The 15,829-nt window shown below is 74.3% G+C and carries 12 protein-coding genes and 1 pseudogene; 12 read left to right on the plus strand and 1 reads right to left on the minus strand.

Annotated features, from left to right (window positions below; genetic code table 11):
• The first annotated feature begins 99 nt into the window (after positions 1-99).
• The 9 genes from ABZV42_RS27280 (at position 100) to ABZV42_RS27320 (ending at position 10,116) form a co-directional block, all read left to right on the plus strand.
• A complete protein-coding gene (locus ABZV42_RS27280; protein ID WP_356053966.1) occupies positions 100-1,353 on the plus strand; it encodes an aminotransferase class V-fold PLP-dependent enzyme in 1,254 nt (417 codons plus the stop codon).
• A gap of 592 nt (positions 1,354-1,945) precedes the next feature.
• Positions 1,946-2,122 carry a hypothetical protein gene (locus tag ABZV42_RS27285; RefSeq protein ID WP_355985458.1) on the plus strand — a complete coding sequence of 59 codons (177 nt, stop codon included), beginning with the start codon at positions 1,946-1,948 and terminating at the stop codon, positions 2,120-2,122.
• Positions 2,123-2,194: 72 nt separating this feature from the next.
• Positions 2,195-3,061 carry a cupin domain-containing protein gene (locus ABZV42_RS27290; RefSeq protein WP_355985460.1) on the plus strand — a complete coding sequence of 289 codons (867 nt, stop codon included), beginning with the start codon at positions 2,195-2,197 and terminating at the stop codon, positions 3,059-3,061.
• A complete protein-coding gene (locus tag ABZV42_RS27295; protein WP_355985462.1) occupies positions 3,061-4,035 on the plus strand; it encodes a cupin domain-containing protein in 975 nt (324 codons plus the stop codon). Before ABZV42_RS27290 ends, ABZV42_RS27295 begins: the two co-directional genes overlap by 1 nt.
• Positions 4,036-4,067: 32 nt before the next feature.
• A complete protein-coding gene (locus tag ABZV42_RS27300) occupies positions 4,068-5,228 on the plus strand; it encodes a YcaO-like family protein (protein ID WP_356053968.1) in 1,161 nt (386 codons plus the stop codon).
• On the plus strand, positions 5,225-6,502 hold the full coding sequence (locus ABZV42_RS27305) for a TfuA-like protein (protein ID WP_356053970.1): 1,278 nt from the start codon (positions 5,225-5,227) through the stop codon (positions 6,500-6,502). Before ABZV42_RS27300 ends, ABZV42_RS27305 begins: the two co-directional genes overlap by 4 nt.
• Positions 6,499-8,535 carry a prolyl oligopeptidase family serine peptidase gene (locus ABZV42_RS27310; RefSeq protein WP_356053972.1) on the plus strand — a complete coding sequence of 679 codons (2,037 nt, stop codon included), beginning with the start codon at positions 6,499-6,501 and terminating at the stop codon, positions 8,533-8,535. The genes ABZV42_RS27305 and ABZV42_RS27310 overlap by 4 nt, the downstream gene beginning before the upstream one ends.
• Before the next feature lie 121 nt (positions 8,536-8,656).
• Positions 8,657-9,577, plus strand: a complete 921-nt coding sequence (locus tag ABZV42_RS27315; protein ID WP_356053974.1) for an AAC(3) family N-acetyltransferase — start codon at positions 8,657-8,659, stop codon at positions 9,575-9,577.
• Positions 9,574-10,116, plus strand: coding sequence for a GNAT family protein (locus ABZV42_RS27320; RefSeq protein ID WP_356053976.1), 543 nt, complete (start codon positions 9,574-9,576; stop codon positions 10,114-10,116). Before ABZV42_RS27315 ends, ABZV42_RS27320 begins: the two co-directional genes overlap by 4 nt.
• Positions 10,117-10,134: 18 nt before the next feature.
• On the opposite strand, the pseudogene ABZV42_RS27325 reads toward ABZV42_RS27320, so the two are convergent.
• Positions 10,135-11,336 (minus strand): annotated as a pseudogene (locus ABZV42_RS27325) (RNA-guided endonuclease TnpB family protein); the annotation flags it as partial.
• A gap of 161 nt (positions 11,337-11,497) precedes the next feature.
• On the opposite strand from ABZV42_RS27325, the gene ABZV42_RS27330 reads away from it, so the two are divergent.
• From ABZV42_RS27330 to ABZV42_RS27340, 3 genes are all read left to right on the plus strand, one after another.
• The gene (locus ABZV42_RS27330) at positions 11,498-12,808 is read left to right on the plus strand and encodes an insulinase family protein (RefSeq protein ID WP_356053978.1); all 1,311 of its coding nucleotides are present in this window, start codon (positions 11,498-11,500) and stop codon (positions 12,806-12,808) included.
• Positions 12,805-14,328 (plus strand): insulinase family protein, encoded by a 1,524-nt coding sequence (locus ABZV42_RS27335; RefSeq protein ID WP_356053980.1) that lies wholly within the window; start codon positions 12,805-12,807, stop codon positions 14,326-14,328. Before ABZV42_RS27330 ends, ABZV42_RS27335 begins: the two co-directional genes overlap by 4 nt.
• A 106-nt stretch (positions 14,329-14,434) precedes the next feature.
• Positions 14,435-15,736, plus strand: a complete 1,302-nt coding sequence (locus tag ABZV42_RS27340) for an MFS transporter (RefSeq protein WP_356053982.1) — start codon at positions 14,435-14,437, stop codon at positions 15,734-15,736.
• Positions 15,737-15,829 lie beyond the last annotated feature (93 nt).

Here is a 15,829-nt window from a genome sequence, read left to right on the forward strand (position 1 = left end):
CCGGTCCTGTCCGAGGTTGCCAAACCTCCGGCACTCCAGGCAAGGTGTTGCCAAGAAGTAGGCAATCATTTGCCTCACCTGTGGGGGGAGGCCCCTGAAGTGAACGAGAAGACCCACGGTGACCGCAGGATCCACCTCGACCCGGCCGGTGCGGGACGCATGCCCGCGGCCGTACGGGAGGTCCTCACCGAGTGGACCCGTTTCGAGGACCGCTACGGCCCCTACGAGCTGGACGAACGCCTCGAAGACGTCTTGCACCGGCAGATCCACGAGCACCTGGCCGCCCTGCTCGGCGCGCCGCCCGGGGACACCTACGCGTGCACCGGCGCCGCCGACGCGTTCGCCGCCGTGCTGTCCCGGCTGCCGCTCGGCTCGCGCGACCGCGTCTGGACGACTCCCTACGAGTCGGCCGCCAACCTCAGCACCCTCTTCGCGCTGCGCGCGCGCACCGGCTGCCGGCTGGAGGTCGTACCGCTGCGCCCCGACGGCGACCTCGACCTGGAATGGATGGCACGGCACATCGGCGGCGACGTCGCCCTGGTCTGCGTCCCCTACGTCCCCTCGGGCTGCGGCATCGTCCATCCCGTCGAGGACATCGGACGCATCCTCGCCCCGCACCGGTGCCTGTACGCCGTCGACGCCTCGTACGCGGCGGGCCAGCTCCCCGTGGACGCCGCCCGCATCGGCTGCCACCTCCTGACCGGGGACGGCTGGAGGTTCCTGCGCGGCCCGCACACCGCCGGATTCGCCTGCGTGGCACCACGGTTGCGCGAGGCACTGGCCCCGCACGGCGGCCTGCCCCTCGTACCGCCGCACGGAGCCGCGGCCGCCGCGCTGAACGAGGCCCTGGCCCTGCACGCGGCCGTGCCCCCGCGCACCGCCCTCGCACCCGGCCTGCGCGCCGCCGTCGAGGACACGGCCGGCACCGAACTGATCGCCCCCGGACGCCTCCAGAGCGGCATCGTCACCTTCCGGCACGAGGACGTGCCGGCCGCACTGGTACGCCGCCGGCTCGCGGACCGCGGCGTCGTCGTATGGAAGACGGTCGCCGAGGAGGTCCCGCTGTACCTGCCGAAACGCGGTGTCGTCACGGCCGTGCGCGCATCCGTGCACCACGACAACTCGGCCGGGGACATCGAGCTGTTCGCCGACGCCCTCAAGGACGCCGTGACACGCCCGCTTCCCGCGCCCGCCCGGCACCCGGCACCGGCCGCACCCGCACCGGTGCCGCATGCCGTGCCCTCCCGGCCGGCGGAGCCGGGGATCCCGCGCGCGCGGCCGGCCGGCCGGCGGCACCTGACCCTGGTGCCGGACCGGCCACCGGCCACCGGCCCGCTCCAGCCCGGCGCGTGAACCGCCCACGGACCGGCCTGCTCCCGTTCGGCGCGTGAACGGCCCACGGACGCCCGGCTCCCGCCCTGGGTGCCGGCAGCCCGAGCGGCCGGGGTGAGGGCGGGCCGGGCGCGAGCGGTGCCCGCGCCCGGGCCGGGGTACGTAGGCGTGTGAACGGGCCGTCCCGCATGTGCAGTTCGCCGCCTGACCGGGGTGAGGGCGGGCCGGGTGTCAGTGGTGCCCGCGCCCGGGCCGGGGTCCGTAGGCGTGTGAACGGGGCGTCCCGCGTGTGCAGTTCGCCGCCTGACCGGGGTGAGAGCGGGCCGGGTGTCAGTGGTGCCCGCGCCCGGGCCGGAGTCCGTACGCGTGTGAACGGGCCGTCCCGCGCGTGCAGTTCGCTGCCGGGCCGGGCATCGGCTGCGCGTCCCGCTCCCCGTACCGCACGGGGGCCGGCCGTCGGACCGACGGCCGCACCGGGCCCGGGAGGAGGCCCCGGGCCCGGCTCGGCCGGTTGTTCGAGCGAGGTGCGAGGAGTGCCCAGGCGCATCCCGAGTCCGGTCGTGTTCTCTCCAGGTGCGGTCACTGATCGGCAGTGGCCCCAAAGGAGGTTCGCATGGCTCTGCGCGACGTTTTCCAGTCCCTCAACGAGACCGACGCCGTCGCTTCGCCGGCTGAGTCGCGTCTGGCGGGCGAGGGCGTCCTCGACCCGGAGAAGGCCGCCGTCCTCAGCAACAACGAGGAGGCCGCGGACGCCCCCATGACCGTCCTCAGCCAGATCAACGAGGCCTGAGCAGCACGACAACGCGGCCGCCTGGGAGCGAACTGCTCCCAGGCGCCCCGGACCGGAAAGGTTGGCACGCGCATGACCGCAGCCACTCCTCTGCCTGCCGCCCTGACCGGCAGGCTCCTCGGCGACACCTCCTGGGGCCTCGGCCACCGCGTCGAGAAGCAGGCCGTCGATCCCGGCGCCCTGCTCACGTCGGACACCGTGCGGCGCCTGCTCGACGCCAGCCTCCTCAAGTGGCCCTACTTCACCCTGCTCAAGCACGGTGAGGTGCCCACCGTGTCGTCGTACACGACGAAGCGGGACGTGATCGGGCACAAGGCCGCCGGATTCGCCGACGCGCGGGCCGTCGCCCGCCACATGGCGGCCGGCGCCTCCCTGAAGCTCAACCAGGTAGGGGACTGGCACCGGCCCACCCGCGCCATCGCGCGGCAGCTGGAGGAGCTCCTGCCCGTGGCGGTCAACTCCTACGTCTTCCACACGCCCGAGGAGTCGCGCGGCATGCTCCCTCACCGGGACGCCGCCCATGTGCTCGCCATCCAGCTCGAAGGCCGCAAGGAGTGGCACCTGTACGCCGAACCGGACCAGGTCGGCGCCTCGGCGGGCCTGGACGTGGACGCCGCCCGGCCCACCCACGTCTTCACCCTCGAACCCGGTGACGTGCTGTATCTGCCGCACGGCTGGCCGCACGACGCCGTCGCCCGCGGCGGCGACTCCCTCCACCTGACGTTCACGCTCACCGAGCCGACCCCGGAGGACCTCGTCGACGCGCTCCTGCGCGGCTTCCTCGACGACGAGCACGACCTCGTCCACCACTTCCACACCCGCCCGCTCCCGGCCCGTACCGGCGAGGTCCGCTCGGCCCTGACCGAACGGGCCAGGACGCTGGAGAGCGGCCACTGGGCGCGCACGGCACTCGAAACGATGCGGGAGGCGATCGGCTGATGTCGACCACGACCACCGAGAACCCTCGGGCCGCCGCACCGGCGCGCCCCACCGGCCAGGACACCGGCCAGGACACCGGCCGGGACACCGTGTACGGCGTGGTGCCGGACCGCCTGGAGCACCTGGTCGGCGACATCGAGGCCTTCTTCCGCGAGCACTGGGCGAACCAGCCCGTCGTCCTGCGCGCGCACAGCGACCTGAGCCTGCTCATCACCGAGCAGGAGATGTGGGACGAGGTCGACTGCGGACTGCTGTCCCGGCCGTACTTCACCATCTTCAACGAGGGCGTGCGCACCGCGATCAGCGACATGACCCGCAAGCGCACCGTCGTGGGCCATGAACTGCCCGGCTTCATCGAACCGGAGCGGATCCGCGAGGACTTCGCCGACGGCGCCACGTTCAAGTTCAACCAGGCCGAGCACTGGCACCCGCGCATCCGCACCCTGGTCAAGGCCCTGGAACCGCACTTCAGCGGCGGCCTGGAGGCGTTCGTCTTCCTCAGCCCGCCCGGCAAGACGGCGATGCAGGCCCACATGGACGGCGCGCACGTCTTCATCCTCCAGGTCGCCGGCGTCAAGGACTGGGTGGTGGGCCGCGTCGACGAGACCTCCACCAGCGACTCCGTCCTGCACGAGGGCGCCATCCCCGACGAGCGCCGCATCGAGGTGACGCTGCGCCCCGGCGACGTGATGTACATGCCGCACGGCACCCCGCACTACGCGACCGCCCGCGAGGGCAACTCCATCCACGTCGCCGTCACCGTGGAGGAGCCCACCGCCCAGAACCTCGCCGAGGTGTTCCTCGCCGGCTTCCTCGGCGATCCCGCGTTCACGGCCCTGCACGAGGGCCACCACCGGCACTCCCTCACCGAGCGCACCGAACTGCTGCGCCGGGCACTGCTCGCCCATCTTGGCCGAGCCGACGAGAACGCCGCGGCCCGCGCCGCCGTCACCCTGCGCCGGGAGCACCGGTGACCGGGCCGCGGGCATCGCGCCACGCGCCCTGGATGAGCGGCGGGGGGCCCGCGGCCGTCAGCGAGGGCACTCTGCGCACCGCCGGCCTCGACGCCACCTGGGCCCGCCTCGAACCACAGCTCGCCGCCCGCGGCATCACCCGGGTCGCCGACCTGACCGGCCTCGACATCCTCGACGTGCCGGTGTGGACGGCGATCCGGCCCGCCGCCGCCACCCTGGTCGCCAGCGCCGGCAAAGGCATCTCGCACACCGCCGCCCGCATCTCCGCGGTGATGGAGTCCCTCGAGGTCGCCGTCGCCGAACAGGCCCGCCCCGCCGGCGTCACCCACGCCGCCGCCCGCACCCTGGCCCCCGGCTACAGCGTCGACGAACTGACCCTGCACCCCGTCTCCCTGGTCGACGACCGCACCGTCCTTCAGTGGACCCAGGGCTGGGACCTGGCCTCCGCCGCCCCCGGCCTCGTCCCCTCGGCCGCCGTCGGACTGCGCGGCTGGGCCGCCGCCCGCTGGCAGCCCCCCACCTTCGTCACCACCACCAACGGCCTGGCCTCGGGCAACGACCACATCGAAGCCACCCTCCACGCACTGCTGGAGACCGTCGAACGCGACGCCCTGGCCCGGCTGCGCCCCGGCGAGGCGATCGCCACCGACCTGGACACCCTGGGCGACAGGCTCGGCGCGGTCGTCGCGCGGATCCACGCCGCCGGCGCCGACGTCGCCCTGGAACGCATCCCGTCCATAGCGGGCACCTGGGCCTACACCTGCTGGCTCACCCAGCCCGAGATGTGGCAGATCTTCGCCGGGTCCGGCTGCCACACCGACCCCGCGATCGCCGCCGAACGGGCCCTGCTGGAAGCCGTCCAGAGCCGCGGCTCCACCATCAGCGGCGGCCGCGACGACATCCCCGAGTGGACCTTCCGCCGCCTGGGCGCCCCACCGGACCGGCCCCGCCCCACCCCCGCGCACACCGAACCGATGCCCACCGCCACGACCGGACCGGCCACCTCCCTCGGCGAGGTACTGGACGGCCTCGTCACCGCCGTGCACCGCACCACCGGCCGGCCCGTGATCGCCGTCGACCTCACCCCGGACCGCCGGCCCTGGCCCGCCGTCGTCCAGATCTTCGCTCCAGGACTCGGGCTCACCCTGCACCACCCCCGCCCGCAGTCCCTCGCCAGCAGGAGCTTCGCGTGACCCCCCGCCGCATCGCCTTCGTCGGCCCGACCCTGCCCGCACAGCACCGGCCCGCGGGCTGCTTCGAGTACCGGCCGCCCGTCAGACACGGCGACCTTTTCGACCTGTGCCTGCGGCCCGGCGACCAAGTACTGATCATCGACGGCGTCTACCAGCACTTCGCACCCATCCGGCACAAGGAGATCCTCGCCCAGCTCGCCCGCGGCGTGCACGTCGCCGGCACCGCCAGCCTGGGCGCACTGCGCGCCGCCGAACTGGACGGCTTCGGCATGCAGGGCCTGGGCCAGGTGTACGGCCAGGCCCGCGCCGGACGTCTGAGCGCGGACGCGGACGTCGCCGTCCTCCACGCCGACGACAGCGCGGGCGCCCGCCGCCTGACCCAGGCGATGGTCTGCGTGCGCCACGCACTCACCGAACTGACCGAAGCCGGCAAACTGGAGCCCGGCCAGGCGGCCCGCCTCGAACAGGCCGCCGCCCGCCTGCACTTCACCGAACGCTCCGCCACGGGCCTGCGCCACGAAGCCGGCCCCGACCGCGACGCCATGCACCTGCTCCTGGACCATCTGGAGCGCCACGGCGACATCAAGACCCGCGACGCCCGCCACGCCCTGGACACCCTGGCCGCCCGCCCCGTCCCAGCGCCCTCCCGCACCACCGCCGGCGCCGAGACGTGGACCAGCTCCTACGGCAGGGAATGGGACTTCGAGCACCGCCCGCTCAAACCGGGCTCCGCCGTCGGCGCCCGACTCGCCCTGGCCTGCCTCCAGTTGTTCGCCACCGACTTCCCCGACCGGCACCGCGCCTACGCCCTGCGCCTGGCCGCCGCCACCACCGGCCGCACCGGCCCGGCCGGGTCACTGCTGAGCGCGGCCGGGTTCGCCCCGGCCACCCGCCCCTACGCCCGCCTCGCCCGCGCCACCGAGGCCACCGCCCACTGGACCGCCGACGAACGCCTGCTCGCCCGCACCTTCCGCCTGCCGCCCGGCCGCCTCGTCTACCAGGACCTGCCCGCCGAAGCCGTCGCCGCCGACACCCTGGACGAACTGGAGCAGCGCTGCCTGAGACTGCTGCTGCCGCCCCTCGCCCAGGCCCTGCCCGCCACCCAACGGCACACCGTACTGCGGCAGTTGTGGCAGGCCGGCTCCGACCACGACTACCGGCTGTGCGCGCTGGAACGCGGCTTTCGTGACACCGCGGAAGCCGCCCGCCTCGCCGGCGCCTTCGACCTGGCCCTGATCGCACGCCTGCTCCAGGCGCCGGCGGCGGCCCGATGACCCCCACCGCACCAGCCACCACCACAGAAGCCGCCGGCACAGAGGTCCCCGGTGCAGAGGTCCCCGGCGTAGAGGCCACCGGTGCAGAGGTCCCCGGCGCACAGGCCACCACCCGCCTCGCCGCGGCCCTGGCCCTGGCCGAGGCGCACTGCACCGAACCGCGCCCCAGGGAGATCGCCGCCTACGGCGACGACGGACTGCTGCTGCGCGTCGACGTACCCACCCGGCACGGCGCCGAACACCCGCACCTGGTGCACTACCGGCGCCGCCCCGACGGCACCTGGGACGCCGGCTGGACCCTGCCCTGGGCCACCCAGGCCCTGCCCGTGCCCGGCGGCTACGTCTGCGTACGCCGCGCCGACGGGCGCACCCTGGTGGAACTGCGGCCCGCCGACGGCGGCCCCGAACAGCTCCTGCTCGCCACCCCCGGACGCGTCGGCGCCCTCGCCCCCCGACCCGGCGGCGGCCAGATCGCGGTCACCACCAGCACCTTCGGCGGACCCGGAGAACACCCCCAGGACCTGCTCGCCGGCTCCGACGCCGTATGGGCCCAGGGCTCCGACATGACGCTCAGCCACGCCAAACAACCCCAAGGGGAGTGGCAGGTCCACCTCGTGCCGCTGGACGGCACCGGCCCGCGCCTGCTCACCCCCCACATCCCCGCCGACCTCGCCCTCTCCGGCGAAGCGGCCTGGGCCACACCCGCCACCCTGTTCCTCGGCGCCCTGCGCCACCACCGCCACGGCGTACGCAACTTCGGGCTGCTCTCCCTCGCCGTCGACCAGGGCGATACGACCCGCGAACTCTTCTCCGACCGCGTCGACCTCTGCTACCCCGTACCCGGCCCCGGCGGCCAGGTCGCCTACCTGGGCACCACCCCGCGCCACGACAACACCCCCATCACCCAGTTCGCCTGCCTGGTCGGCGAACAACTGCACCCGCCCCTGCTGCTGCCCGCCCAGGACGGCCTGTGGCAGCGCCCGGCCGGCTGGGACGGACCACGCCGACTGGTGTGCACCGCCGAGTCCGGACCCCGCCGCACCCTGTACGTCCACGACCTCGACCATGCCACCTGGCGGCCGGTGCCCGCGGCCGCGTCGGTGATGAACGCCCGCGTCCACGACGGCCGGGCCGCCGTGCTGACCTCCGCCCCCGACACACCCCCCGCCCTGGAAGTGACCGCACTGCACCCCGGCCCCCTGGGCGAACACGTCGTGTCCGCCGAGGCACCCGCGCGGCCGGGCCGGCTCCAGTACCGGCGCCAGCGCATCCCCGGCCTGGACGGCGACGTCGCCAGCTGGGTGTGCCTGCCCGACCACGGCACCCCCCACGCCACCGTCGTCCTCTTCCACGGCGGCCCGTTCCAGAGCTGGAGCGAATGGTCCTGGCGCTGGAACCCCTGGCCCTTCGTCGCCTGCGGCCTCGCCGTCGTCCTGGTCGAACCCCCGCTCAGCCTCGGCTACCCCGACGCCGTCCGCACCGGCTGGCGCCAGTGGCGCGGCGGCATCGCCGCCAGCGCCGCCGCCCAGGTCGAATCCGTCCGCGCCGCGGAAGGCCTGCTCGACTCCCCCCTCGCCCTCATGGGCGGCAGCTTCGGCGGCTACCTCGCCCTGACCACCGCCGACTCCCTCAACCCCGACCTGGTCGTCGCGCACGCCGCCCCCCTCGACCTCACCCAGGTCGCCGAGGGCAGCGACGTCGGCTGGCAGTGGATCCGCGAGTTCGGCGACCCCACCGAATGGCGCCCGCTCTACCAGATCAACAGCCTCGCCCCACGCGCCGTACGGCCCGGCACCCGGGTCCTGCTCTCCCACGGACTCCAGGACGGACTCGTCCCGCCCACCGAGACCCTGCGCACCCACCGCGCCCTCGCCCGCCAGGGCGTCCGCAGCGAGGTGGCGTTCTTCCGCTCCGAGGCACACCCCCTCAGCCGGCCCGGGAACATCCGCGCCTGGTACCGCTGGGTCCTGTCGGCCGTCACCGACGAACTCACCCCGAAAACCACCGACACCCCCACGGAGGCGACCCCATGACAATCCGTCACCTCATCACCCGCCTCCGTGGCCACCAACACCCGCACAGGGGTGTTGCGATGACCATCCGTCACCTGACCGCCCGCTCCGCAGCCACCGACACCCCTGCGGAGGAGCCACAATGACAAACCGTCAGGTCGTCACCCGTTCTACCGTCGCCGACGGTCTCACCGCCCTCGGGGTCCGCCCCGGTGCCACCGCCATCGCCCACACCTCCCTCAGCTCCTTCGGCCACGTCGTCGGCGGAGCGCACAGCGTCCTGCTCGCCCTGCGCGACACGCTCGGCCCCCGGGGCACCCTCGTCATGCCCGCCTTCACCCCCCAGCTGTGCCACCCGCACACCTGGCGCGCGCCCGACCTCGCCCGCGCCGCCGCCGACCCGCACATCGCCGCCCAGATGCCCCCGTTCGACCCCCGCCGCACCCCGGCCGCCCGCACCATGGGCGTGCTGTCCGAACTGCTGCGCACCCAGCCCGGCACCCTGCGCTCCCGCCATCCGCACGTCTCCTTCGCGGCCCAGGGCCCCCGCGCCGAGGCCATCGTGCGCGAGCACCCCGCGGCCTGGCGGCTCGCCGCCCACGGCCCGCTCGGCCGGCTGTGGGACCTCGACGCCCTCGTCCTGCTGCTCGGCGCCCCCTGGCACAAGACCACCGCCCTCCACCTCGCCGAGTACGCCACCGCCTATCCGGGCCGCAAGGCCGGCCTGTGGGCCGTGCCCGAACCCGACGGACACGGCGGCAGCCGCTGGCGCCAGGTTCCCGAACTCCTCGTGTGGGAAGGCGACTTCGACGCTCTCGGCGCCGCCTACGAAACCTCCGGCGCCCCGCTCGCCGGCGCACACATCGGCGGCGCCCACTGCCGGGCCGTCCCGCTGCGCGACCTGGTGCGCTTCGCCTGCCGCTGGCTGGCCGAACACCGCGACCTGAGCCGGGGAGTTGCCCCGCCCGGCTGGCGGGACGTGGTGGATGCTGAGTCCCCGGTGCCCGCCGGACGACTCGGCGCGGCGCACACCGACCCGGCGGCCAAGGAGCCCATCCCATGAGCAGCGAAGTGTCCCTGCGTCCCGTCGTCCCCGGCGATCTCGACCTCTTCGAGCGGGAGTTCAGCACCGAGGACGGCGCCGGCCCCTTCCAGTGGTTCGGCTTCACCTCCGCCCACCGGCTGCGCGACCGCTTCGACCAGGACCGCCTCCTGGGCCCCGAGGGCGGCATGCTCACCATCACCGCCGCAGGCGAGGCGGTGGGCCGCGTCGAGTGGTTCGCCTCCGCCTGGGGACGCCCCGCGACCTCCTCCTGCTGGACCATCGCCATCGCGCTGGTCCCCGCCGCCCGCGGCCGCGGCACCGGCACCACGGCCCAGCGCCAAGTCGTCGAGTACCTCTTCGCCCACACCCGCGCCGAACGCGTCCAGGCCTTCACCGACCACGCCAACCTCGCCGAGCAACGCGCCCTGGAAAAGGCCGGCTTCACCCGCGAGGGCACCCTGCGCTCCGCCCAGTGGCGCTCGGGCCGCTGGCACGACCAGGTTCTCTACTCGGTACTGCGCACCGACACACCCCTGTGGGACGAGGAGCCCCATTGACCTCCCCCGCCTGTAGGAGGGGATCCCGGCGGTCGCCCGCCGGGTTTCCTGCTTCACCGACGACCGCCCCGTCCGGGAGGATCCCGTTGAGGTCTTACACCGTCTCCACAGGCAGACGCCGCCAGCCCGGCGGCCAGGATGTTGCGTGCCGCGTTCACGTCCCTGTCGTGCACGGACGCACACGCGTCGCACGTCCACGTGCGGACGTTCAGCGGCAGCTTCTCGCGGACCGTACCGCAGGATCCGCACAGCTTGGTGCTGGGGAACCAGCGGTCTATCACGACAAGTTGGCGCCCGTACCAGGCGCACTTGTACTCCAGCATGGAGCGGAGTTCAGTCCACGACGCATCCGAGATGGCGCGCGCGAGGCGGCCGTTCTTCAGCAGGTTGCGGACGGCGAGGTCCTCGATCACGACCGTTTGGTTCTCACGGACGAGACGAGTCGACAGCTTGTGCAGGAAATCCCGGCGCCGGTCGGCGGTCCGGGCGTGGATGCGGGCGACTTTCACGCGGGCCTTGGCCCGATTGTTCGAGCCGTTGACCTTGCGCGACAGCTTCCGCTGCGTACGGGCCAGCCGGGCGCGGTCGCGCCGCTCGTGCTCGAGGTTGGCGATCTTCTCCCCGGTGGACAGGGTCACCAAGGAGGCGATCCCCGCGTCGAGGCCGACAGCCGCCACCCTGGCAGGGGCCGGAACGATGGTGTCCTCGCACAGCAGGGAGACGAACCAGCGGCCCGCGCTGTCACGGGACACGGTCACTGTCGTCGGCTCCACCCCTGGAGGCAGGGGACGCGACCAGCGGATGTCCAAAGGCGCGGCCATCTTGGCCAGGGTCAGGGTCCCCCCGCGCCATCTGAAGGCGCTGCGGGTGTACTCGGCCGATGCGCGGGATTTCTTCCGCGACTTGTAGCGCGGGTACCCGGTCCGCTTGGCGAAGAAGTTGTTGAACGCCGTCTGCAGATGTCGCAGCGCCTGCTGGAGCGGGACAGAGGGCACCTCGGTCAGGAAGGTAAGTTCCTCGGTCTTCTTCCACTGCGTCAGCGCCGCGGACGACTGCCCGTAAGAGACTCGGCGCTGTTCGCTGTTCCAGGCCCGCGAGCGCTCCTCCAGCGCCTTGTTGTACACCAGGCGTACGCAACCGAACGTGCGCGACAGCCCGGCCGCCTGCTCGTGCGTGGGGTAGAAGCGGTACTTGAAAGCCCGCCTGACCTGCTGCGTCACACCTCACACGCTATCAACTCCATTGGGAGCGAAAGTCATCAGCCAGTAGCTGCTGGTTGTCGAATCGCTCTGAGGACGACGCGAGTCTTCCTGGCGTGGTTCGCCGGAACCTCGTTTCCTTGCCGGGCTGACTGCCGAGGTATCCATGAAGGGACGAACTGATGACGCCGCAGCCGACCGGCCTGCGCCTCGACAACGGCCTGAACGTCCTGCTCCAGCCCCTGCCGGGCTGCCAGGTCGTCGCCACCTGCCTGCACGTCGCCACCGGTTTTCGCAACGAACCCGTCGCCGGCGCCGCGCACCTGCTGGAGCACGTCCTGGCCCAGGGCGCCTCCAGCAGCAGGCCGCTCACCGACGCGGTCGCCGCCACCGGCGGCACCACCAACGCGCGCACCGCGGCCGACTACACCCAGTACACCGCCATCCTCCCGGCCGGCGCGCTCGAGCTGGGCCTGCGCATCGAGCACGACCGGCTCACCGACCCCGACCTCGGCCTGCCCCACGTCACCGCGCAGATCGCCGTCGTCCAGGCCGAGATCCGCCGCAACATGCTGCAACGCCCGCACGGCGGGCTGGTCCTGTTCGACCTGCCCGCCCTGCTCCACGACAGCTGGCACAACCGGCACAACGGATACGGCGACATCGAGGCCCTTCACGACCTCGGCCCCGCCGAACTGGGCCGCTTCTTCGAGCAGTCCTACGCACCCGGCGACATCCACCTAGCCCTCGCCGGCGACTTCGACCCCGAACGCGCCCGCGACCTGGTGGAACGGCACCTGTCATCCGTACCGCAGCGCACCGGCCCGCCCCGCACCCACGTCCCCGAGGCCCCGCTCACCGAGCCGCGCCGGGCGCTGCGCGCCGAACGGATCGCGACCACCGCGCGCACCGCGATCGGCTTCCGCACCCCGGACCCGGCCGCCGCACCCGGCGCCCACCTCGCCGCCGTACTGCTGGGCGAACTGCTGGAGAGCCTGGGCACCGACTGCGCCTGCCACCTGGGCGGCCGGCGGACCTGGGGCGCGTTCAAGGCCCGCGCCCACCGCACCGGCAACCCCTTCGACGTCGCCCGCGACGCGCTGTTCGCCGTGGACTTCCCGCACCCCGCGGACACCGGGCCCGACGAGGCCGAACACTGCCTGCGCTCCGTCCTTGCGGGCATCGCCGCCGACACCGGGCACCTGGCCGGGCCGCTGGCCCGCATCCGCCGCCAGCTCGCCCTCGCCCTGCACGCGGAGCTGGACTCCGTGGCGAGCCAGGCGTCCTGGCTGTGCGTCGGCGCCGCCGTCCACCGCGATCCGCTGTACCTGGCCGGCCTGCCGGGCGCCCTGCTGCGGCTGCCCGACACCGAGGTGGCCGCCGCGGCCGCCCGCTACGCCGCCGCCCCCGCCGCCCGCCTCACCAGCCGCCCGGCCCCGGCGGCCCCCGCCCCGACCGCGGTCACCGCCGTCCCGACAGGAGCCACCTCATGACCGCCCCCGCCACGCCCCAGGCCGCCCCCGCCACCGACCTGCCCGCGCCCGCCGCCGACGTGGCCGCGCCCGCCGTACCCCAGGCCGTCACCGACCTGGCCGCGCCCGCCGTACCCCAGGCCGTCACCGACCTGGCCGTGCCTGCCGCACCCCGGACCGCGCCCGTCACCGACCTGGCCGTGCCTGCCGCACCCCAGGCCGCCCCCGCCACCGACCTGCCCGCGCCCGCCGCACCCCAGGCCGCCCCCGCGCAGCCCGCGGCCGTGCCGCGCTTCGCCGCGCCCGCGCACAGCGAACAGAGCACCGGCCGGGGCACGGCCGTCGCCGTCCGGCGTGCCGGGACCGGGCATCTGACCGAAGCCAGGCTGCTGTTCCCGCTCACCCCGGCATCCGGCGCGCACCAGAGCCGGGTCGAGGTGATGGCCGAGGCCCTGCGCGACGCGCTCACCGAGGCCGCCGCGGACCTCGCGACCGTCAGGGTGGAGGCGCGCAGCGACCGGGCCGTCATCGCCGTACGCACCTTCGCCGACGACTTCGCCGCCACCCGCGCCCGCATCCGCGACTGCCTCGACGCCGGCCGCCCCCACGAGGCCCGCCGGGTGCGCGAGGCGGCCGGCCGGGTCGCCCGGCGGCTGGCCGCCGCCGAAGCCGCGCCCGCCTTCCTCGCCCGCAGCGGCTTCCTCGCCGCCGCCTACGGACCCCACCCCTACGGCCGGGCGGCGTCCGCCGCCGAGACGGCCGGCGTCGACCCCGCGCACACCACGGCCCTGCTGCACGGCACGGGAGCCGCCCGCCGCCGCAGCATCGTCGTCGGCCCCGGCCCGGCCCAGGAACTCCTGGCCCAGGCGGCCGCCCTGCTACCCCGCACCACGACCGCCCCGCACGACGCGCCGGACGGCCCGTTCCAGCCGCCGGCGCCCGCCCCCGGCCCGCGCCGCACCGTGCTCCACCCCGCCACCCCGCAGACCCTGCTGCGCCTCGGCGCCCTGGTGCCCGGCCGGGGCCACGACGACTACCCCGCCCTGCAACTGGCCGCGCTCATGCTCGGCGGCTACTACGCCAGCCGCCTCACCCTCGTCCTGCGCGAACGCGAAGGCCTCGCCTACGCGCCCCGCGCCGTCCTGGACCCGCTGGGAGCACACGCCGTACTGACCGTGGAGGCCGACGTCCGCCACGACGGCGCCGCCCGCGCCCTGACCCTCATCGCCCAGGAGACCCAGCGCCTGGCGGACGGCGCCTTCACCGCGCGGGAACTGCGCAACGCCCAGAACTACGCCGTCGGTTCCATGGCGATGGCCTGCTCCTCCCGCTCCGGACTGGCCTCGACATACGCCGCGGTACTGGCGAGCGGCCTGCCCGCGAGCTGGCCGGCCGGCTACGAGGACCGGCTGCGCGCCCTGACCGCGCACGACGTGGCCCGCGCCGCGGCCACCCACCTGGCCACGCCCGCACTGACCGGCGTCGTCGTCGCCCCCGCCCCGATGCCCGGCCTGCCGCCCACCGCACCCCACGGCACCTGAACACACCCCCGGCAGGACAACGCGGCCGGACCCCGGCCCGGACCGCCCCGCCGGCCCGGACCGCCCCGCCGACCCGGACCGCCCCGCCGACCCGGACCACTCGAGGATGGGACCCACCGTTGTGAAAACGTTCCTCCAGCGCACGTTCTCGTCGTTGCGCGGCCCGGCCCGCACACTCGGCGCGCTGCATTTCGTCGACAGTCTCGGCAACGGCCTGTTCATGGCCGGCTCCGCGGTCTACTTCGTCACCGTGGCCGGCCTGCCCGCCACCGTCGTCGGCCTCGGTCTGTCCCTGGCCGGCCTCAGCGGCTTCGTGGCCAGCCTCGTCCTCGGCCGGATGACCGACAAGGCGGGCGCCCGGCGCCTGCTAGCCGTCCTGCTGTTCCTCCTGGCCGGCTCCTACGCCCTCTACCCGGCCGTGCACTCACCCGCCCTCTACTTCCCGGTGGTCGTCCTGATCGGCGCACTGGAGTACGGCTGCGGACCGGCCTTCGGCGCTCTGATCGCCGAACTCGTCCCCGACGGCGAACGGGTCACCGCGCGGGCGGCCCTGCGCTCCCTGTTCAACGCCGGTTTCTCGGTCGGCGCGCTGACGGCGGCCGCGCTGATCTCTGCGGGCAGGGACGTCCTGAGTCTGCTGCCGCTCGGCAACGGGCTGACGTTCCTGGCGGCGGCCGTCATGGTGCTGAAACTGCCCGCGGGCGACGCCCGGACCGCCGACGGCGGCGGCGGCGGCAAACCCTTCCGCGTCCTGCGCGACCTGCCCTTCCTCGGCGTGATCGGCTCCTCCAGCCTGCTCGCCCTGCACAGCGCCGTCCTGCTGGCCGGCATACCGCTGTGGATCGTCCGCAACACCGCTCTGCCGCGCGGCCTCGTCCCGCTGATCCTCGCCGTCAACACCGTCCTGGTGGTCCTCTTCCAGGTGGCGGCGGCCCGCGGCTCGGAGAGCCTGGACGGCTCCGTCCGCGCGGCCCGCAAGTCGGGGCTGGTGAGTGTGCTGGCCTGCGCCGCCCTGGCCGCCGCGACCCTCACCGGATCCTGGGTCACCGGCGCGATCACCCTCGGCGCGGTTCTGCTGTTCACCCTCGCCGAACTGTGGCAGTCCGCCAGCGGCTTCGGCCTCGGCTTCGGCCTCGCCCCCGAGCACGCACGCGGCGAATACCTCGGCGCCTTCCACCTCCACATGGTCATCCAGGCCACCCTCGGCCCCGCCCTCGTCGCCCTCCTGGTCATCGGCCACGGCTTCACCGGCTGGCTCGCCCTGGCCGCCCTCTTCCTGGCCGGCACGGCAGCCATCGGCCCCTCGGTCGCCCGCGCCCGCCGCAACCTGCCCACCCCGTCGAAGGAGCCGGCGCAAGCGCCCGAGCAGACGGCCCACCCCGAGCCCCAGCCGCAGACCACGGCCTGAACAGCGCACCGCCACAGGCAAGAAGCAGGGGGCAAGGCGGCGCCCGGAGCGCTTGAGGCGGTTTTGAAAGATGCTCGATCACAGCCTCGAAGA

The organism is Streptomyces sp. NPDC005281, assembly GCF_040607495.1.
Classification (GTDB): domain Bacteria; phylum Actinomycetota; class Actinomycetes; order Streptomycetales; family Streptomycetaceae; genus Streptomyces.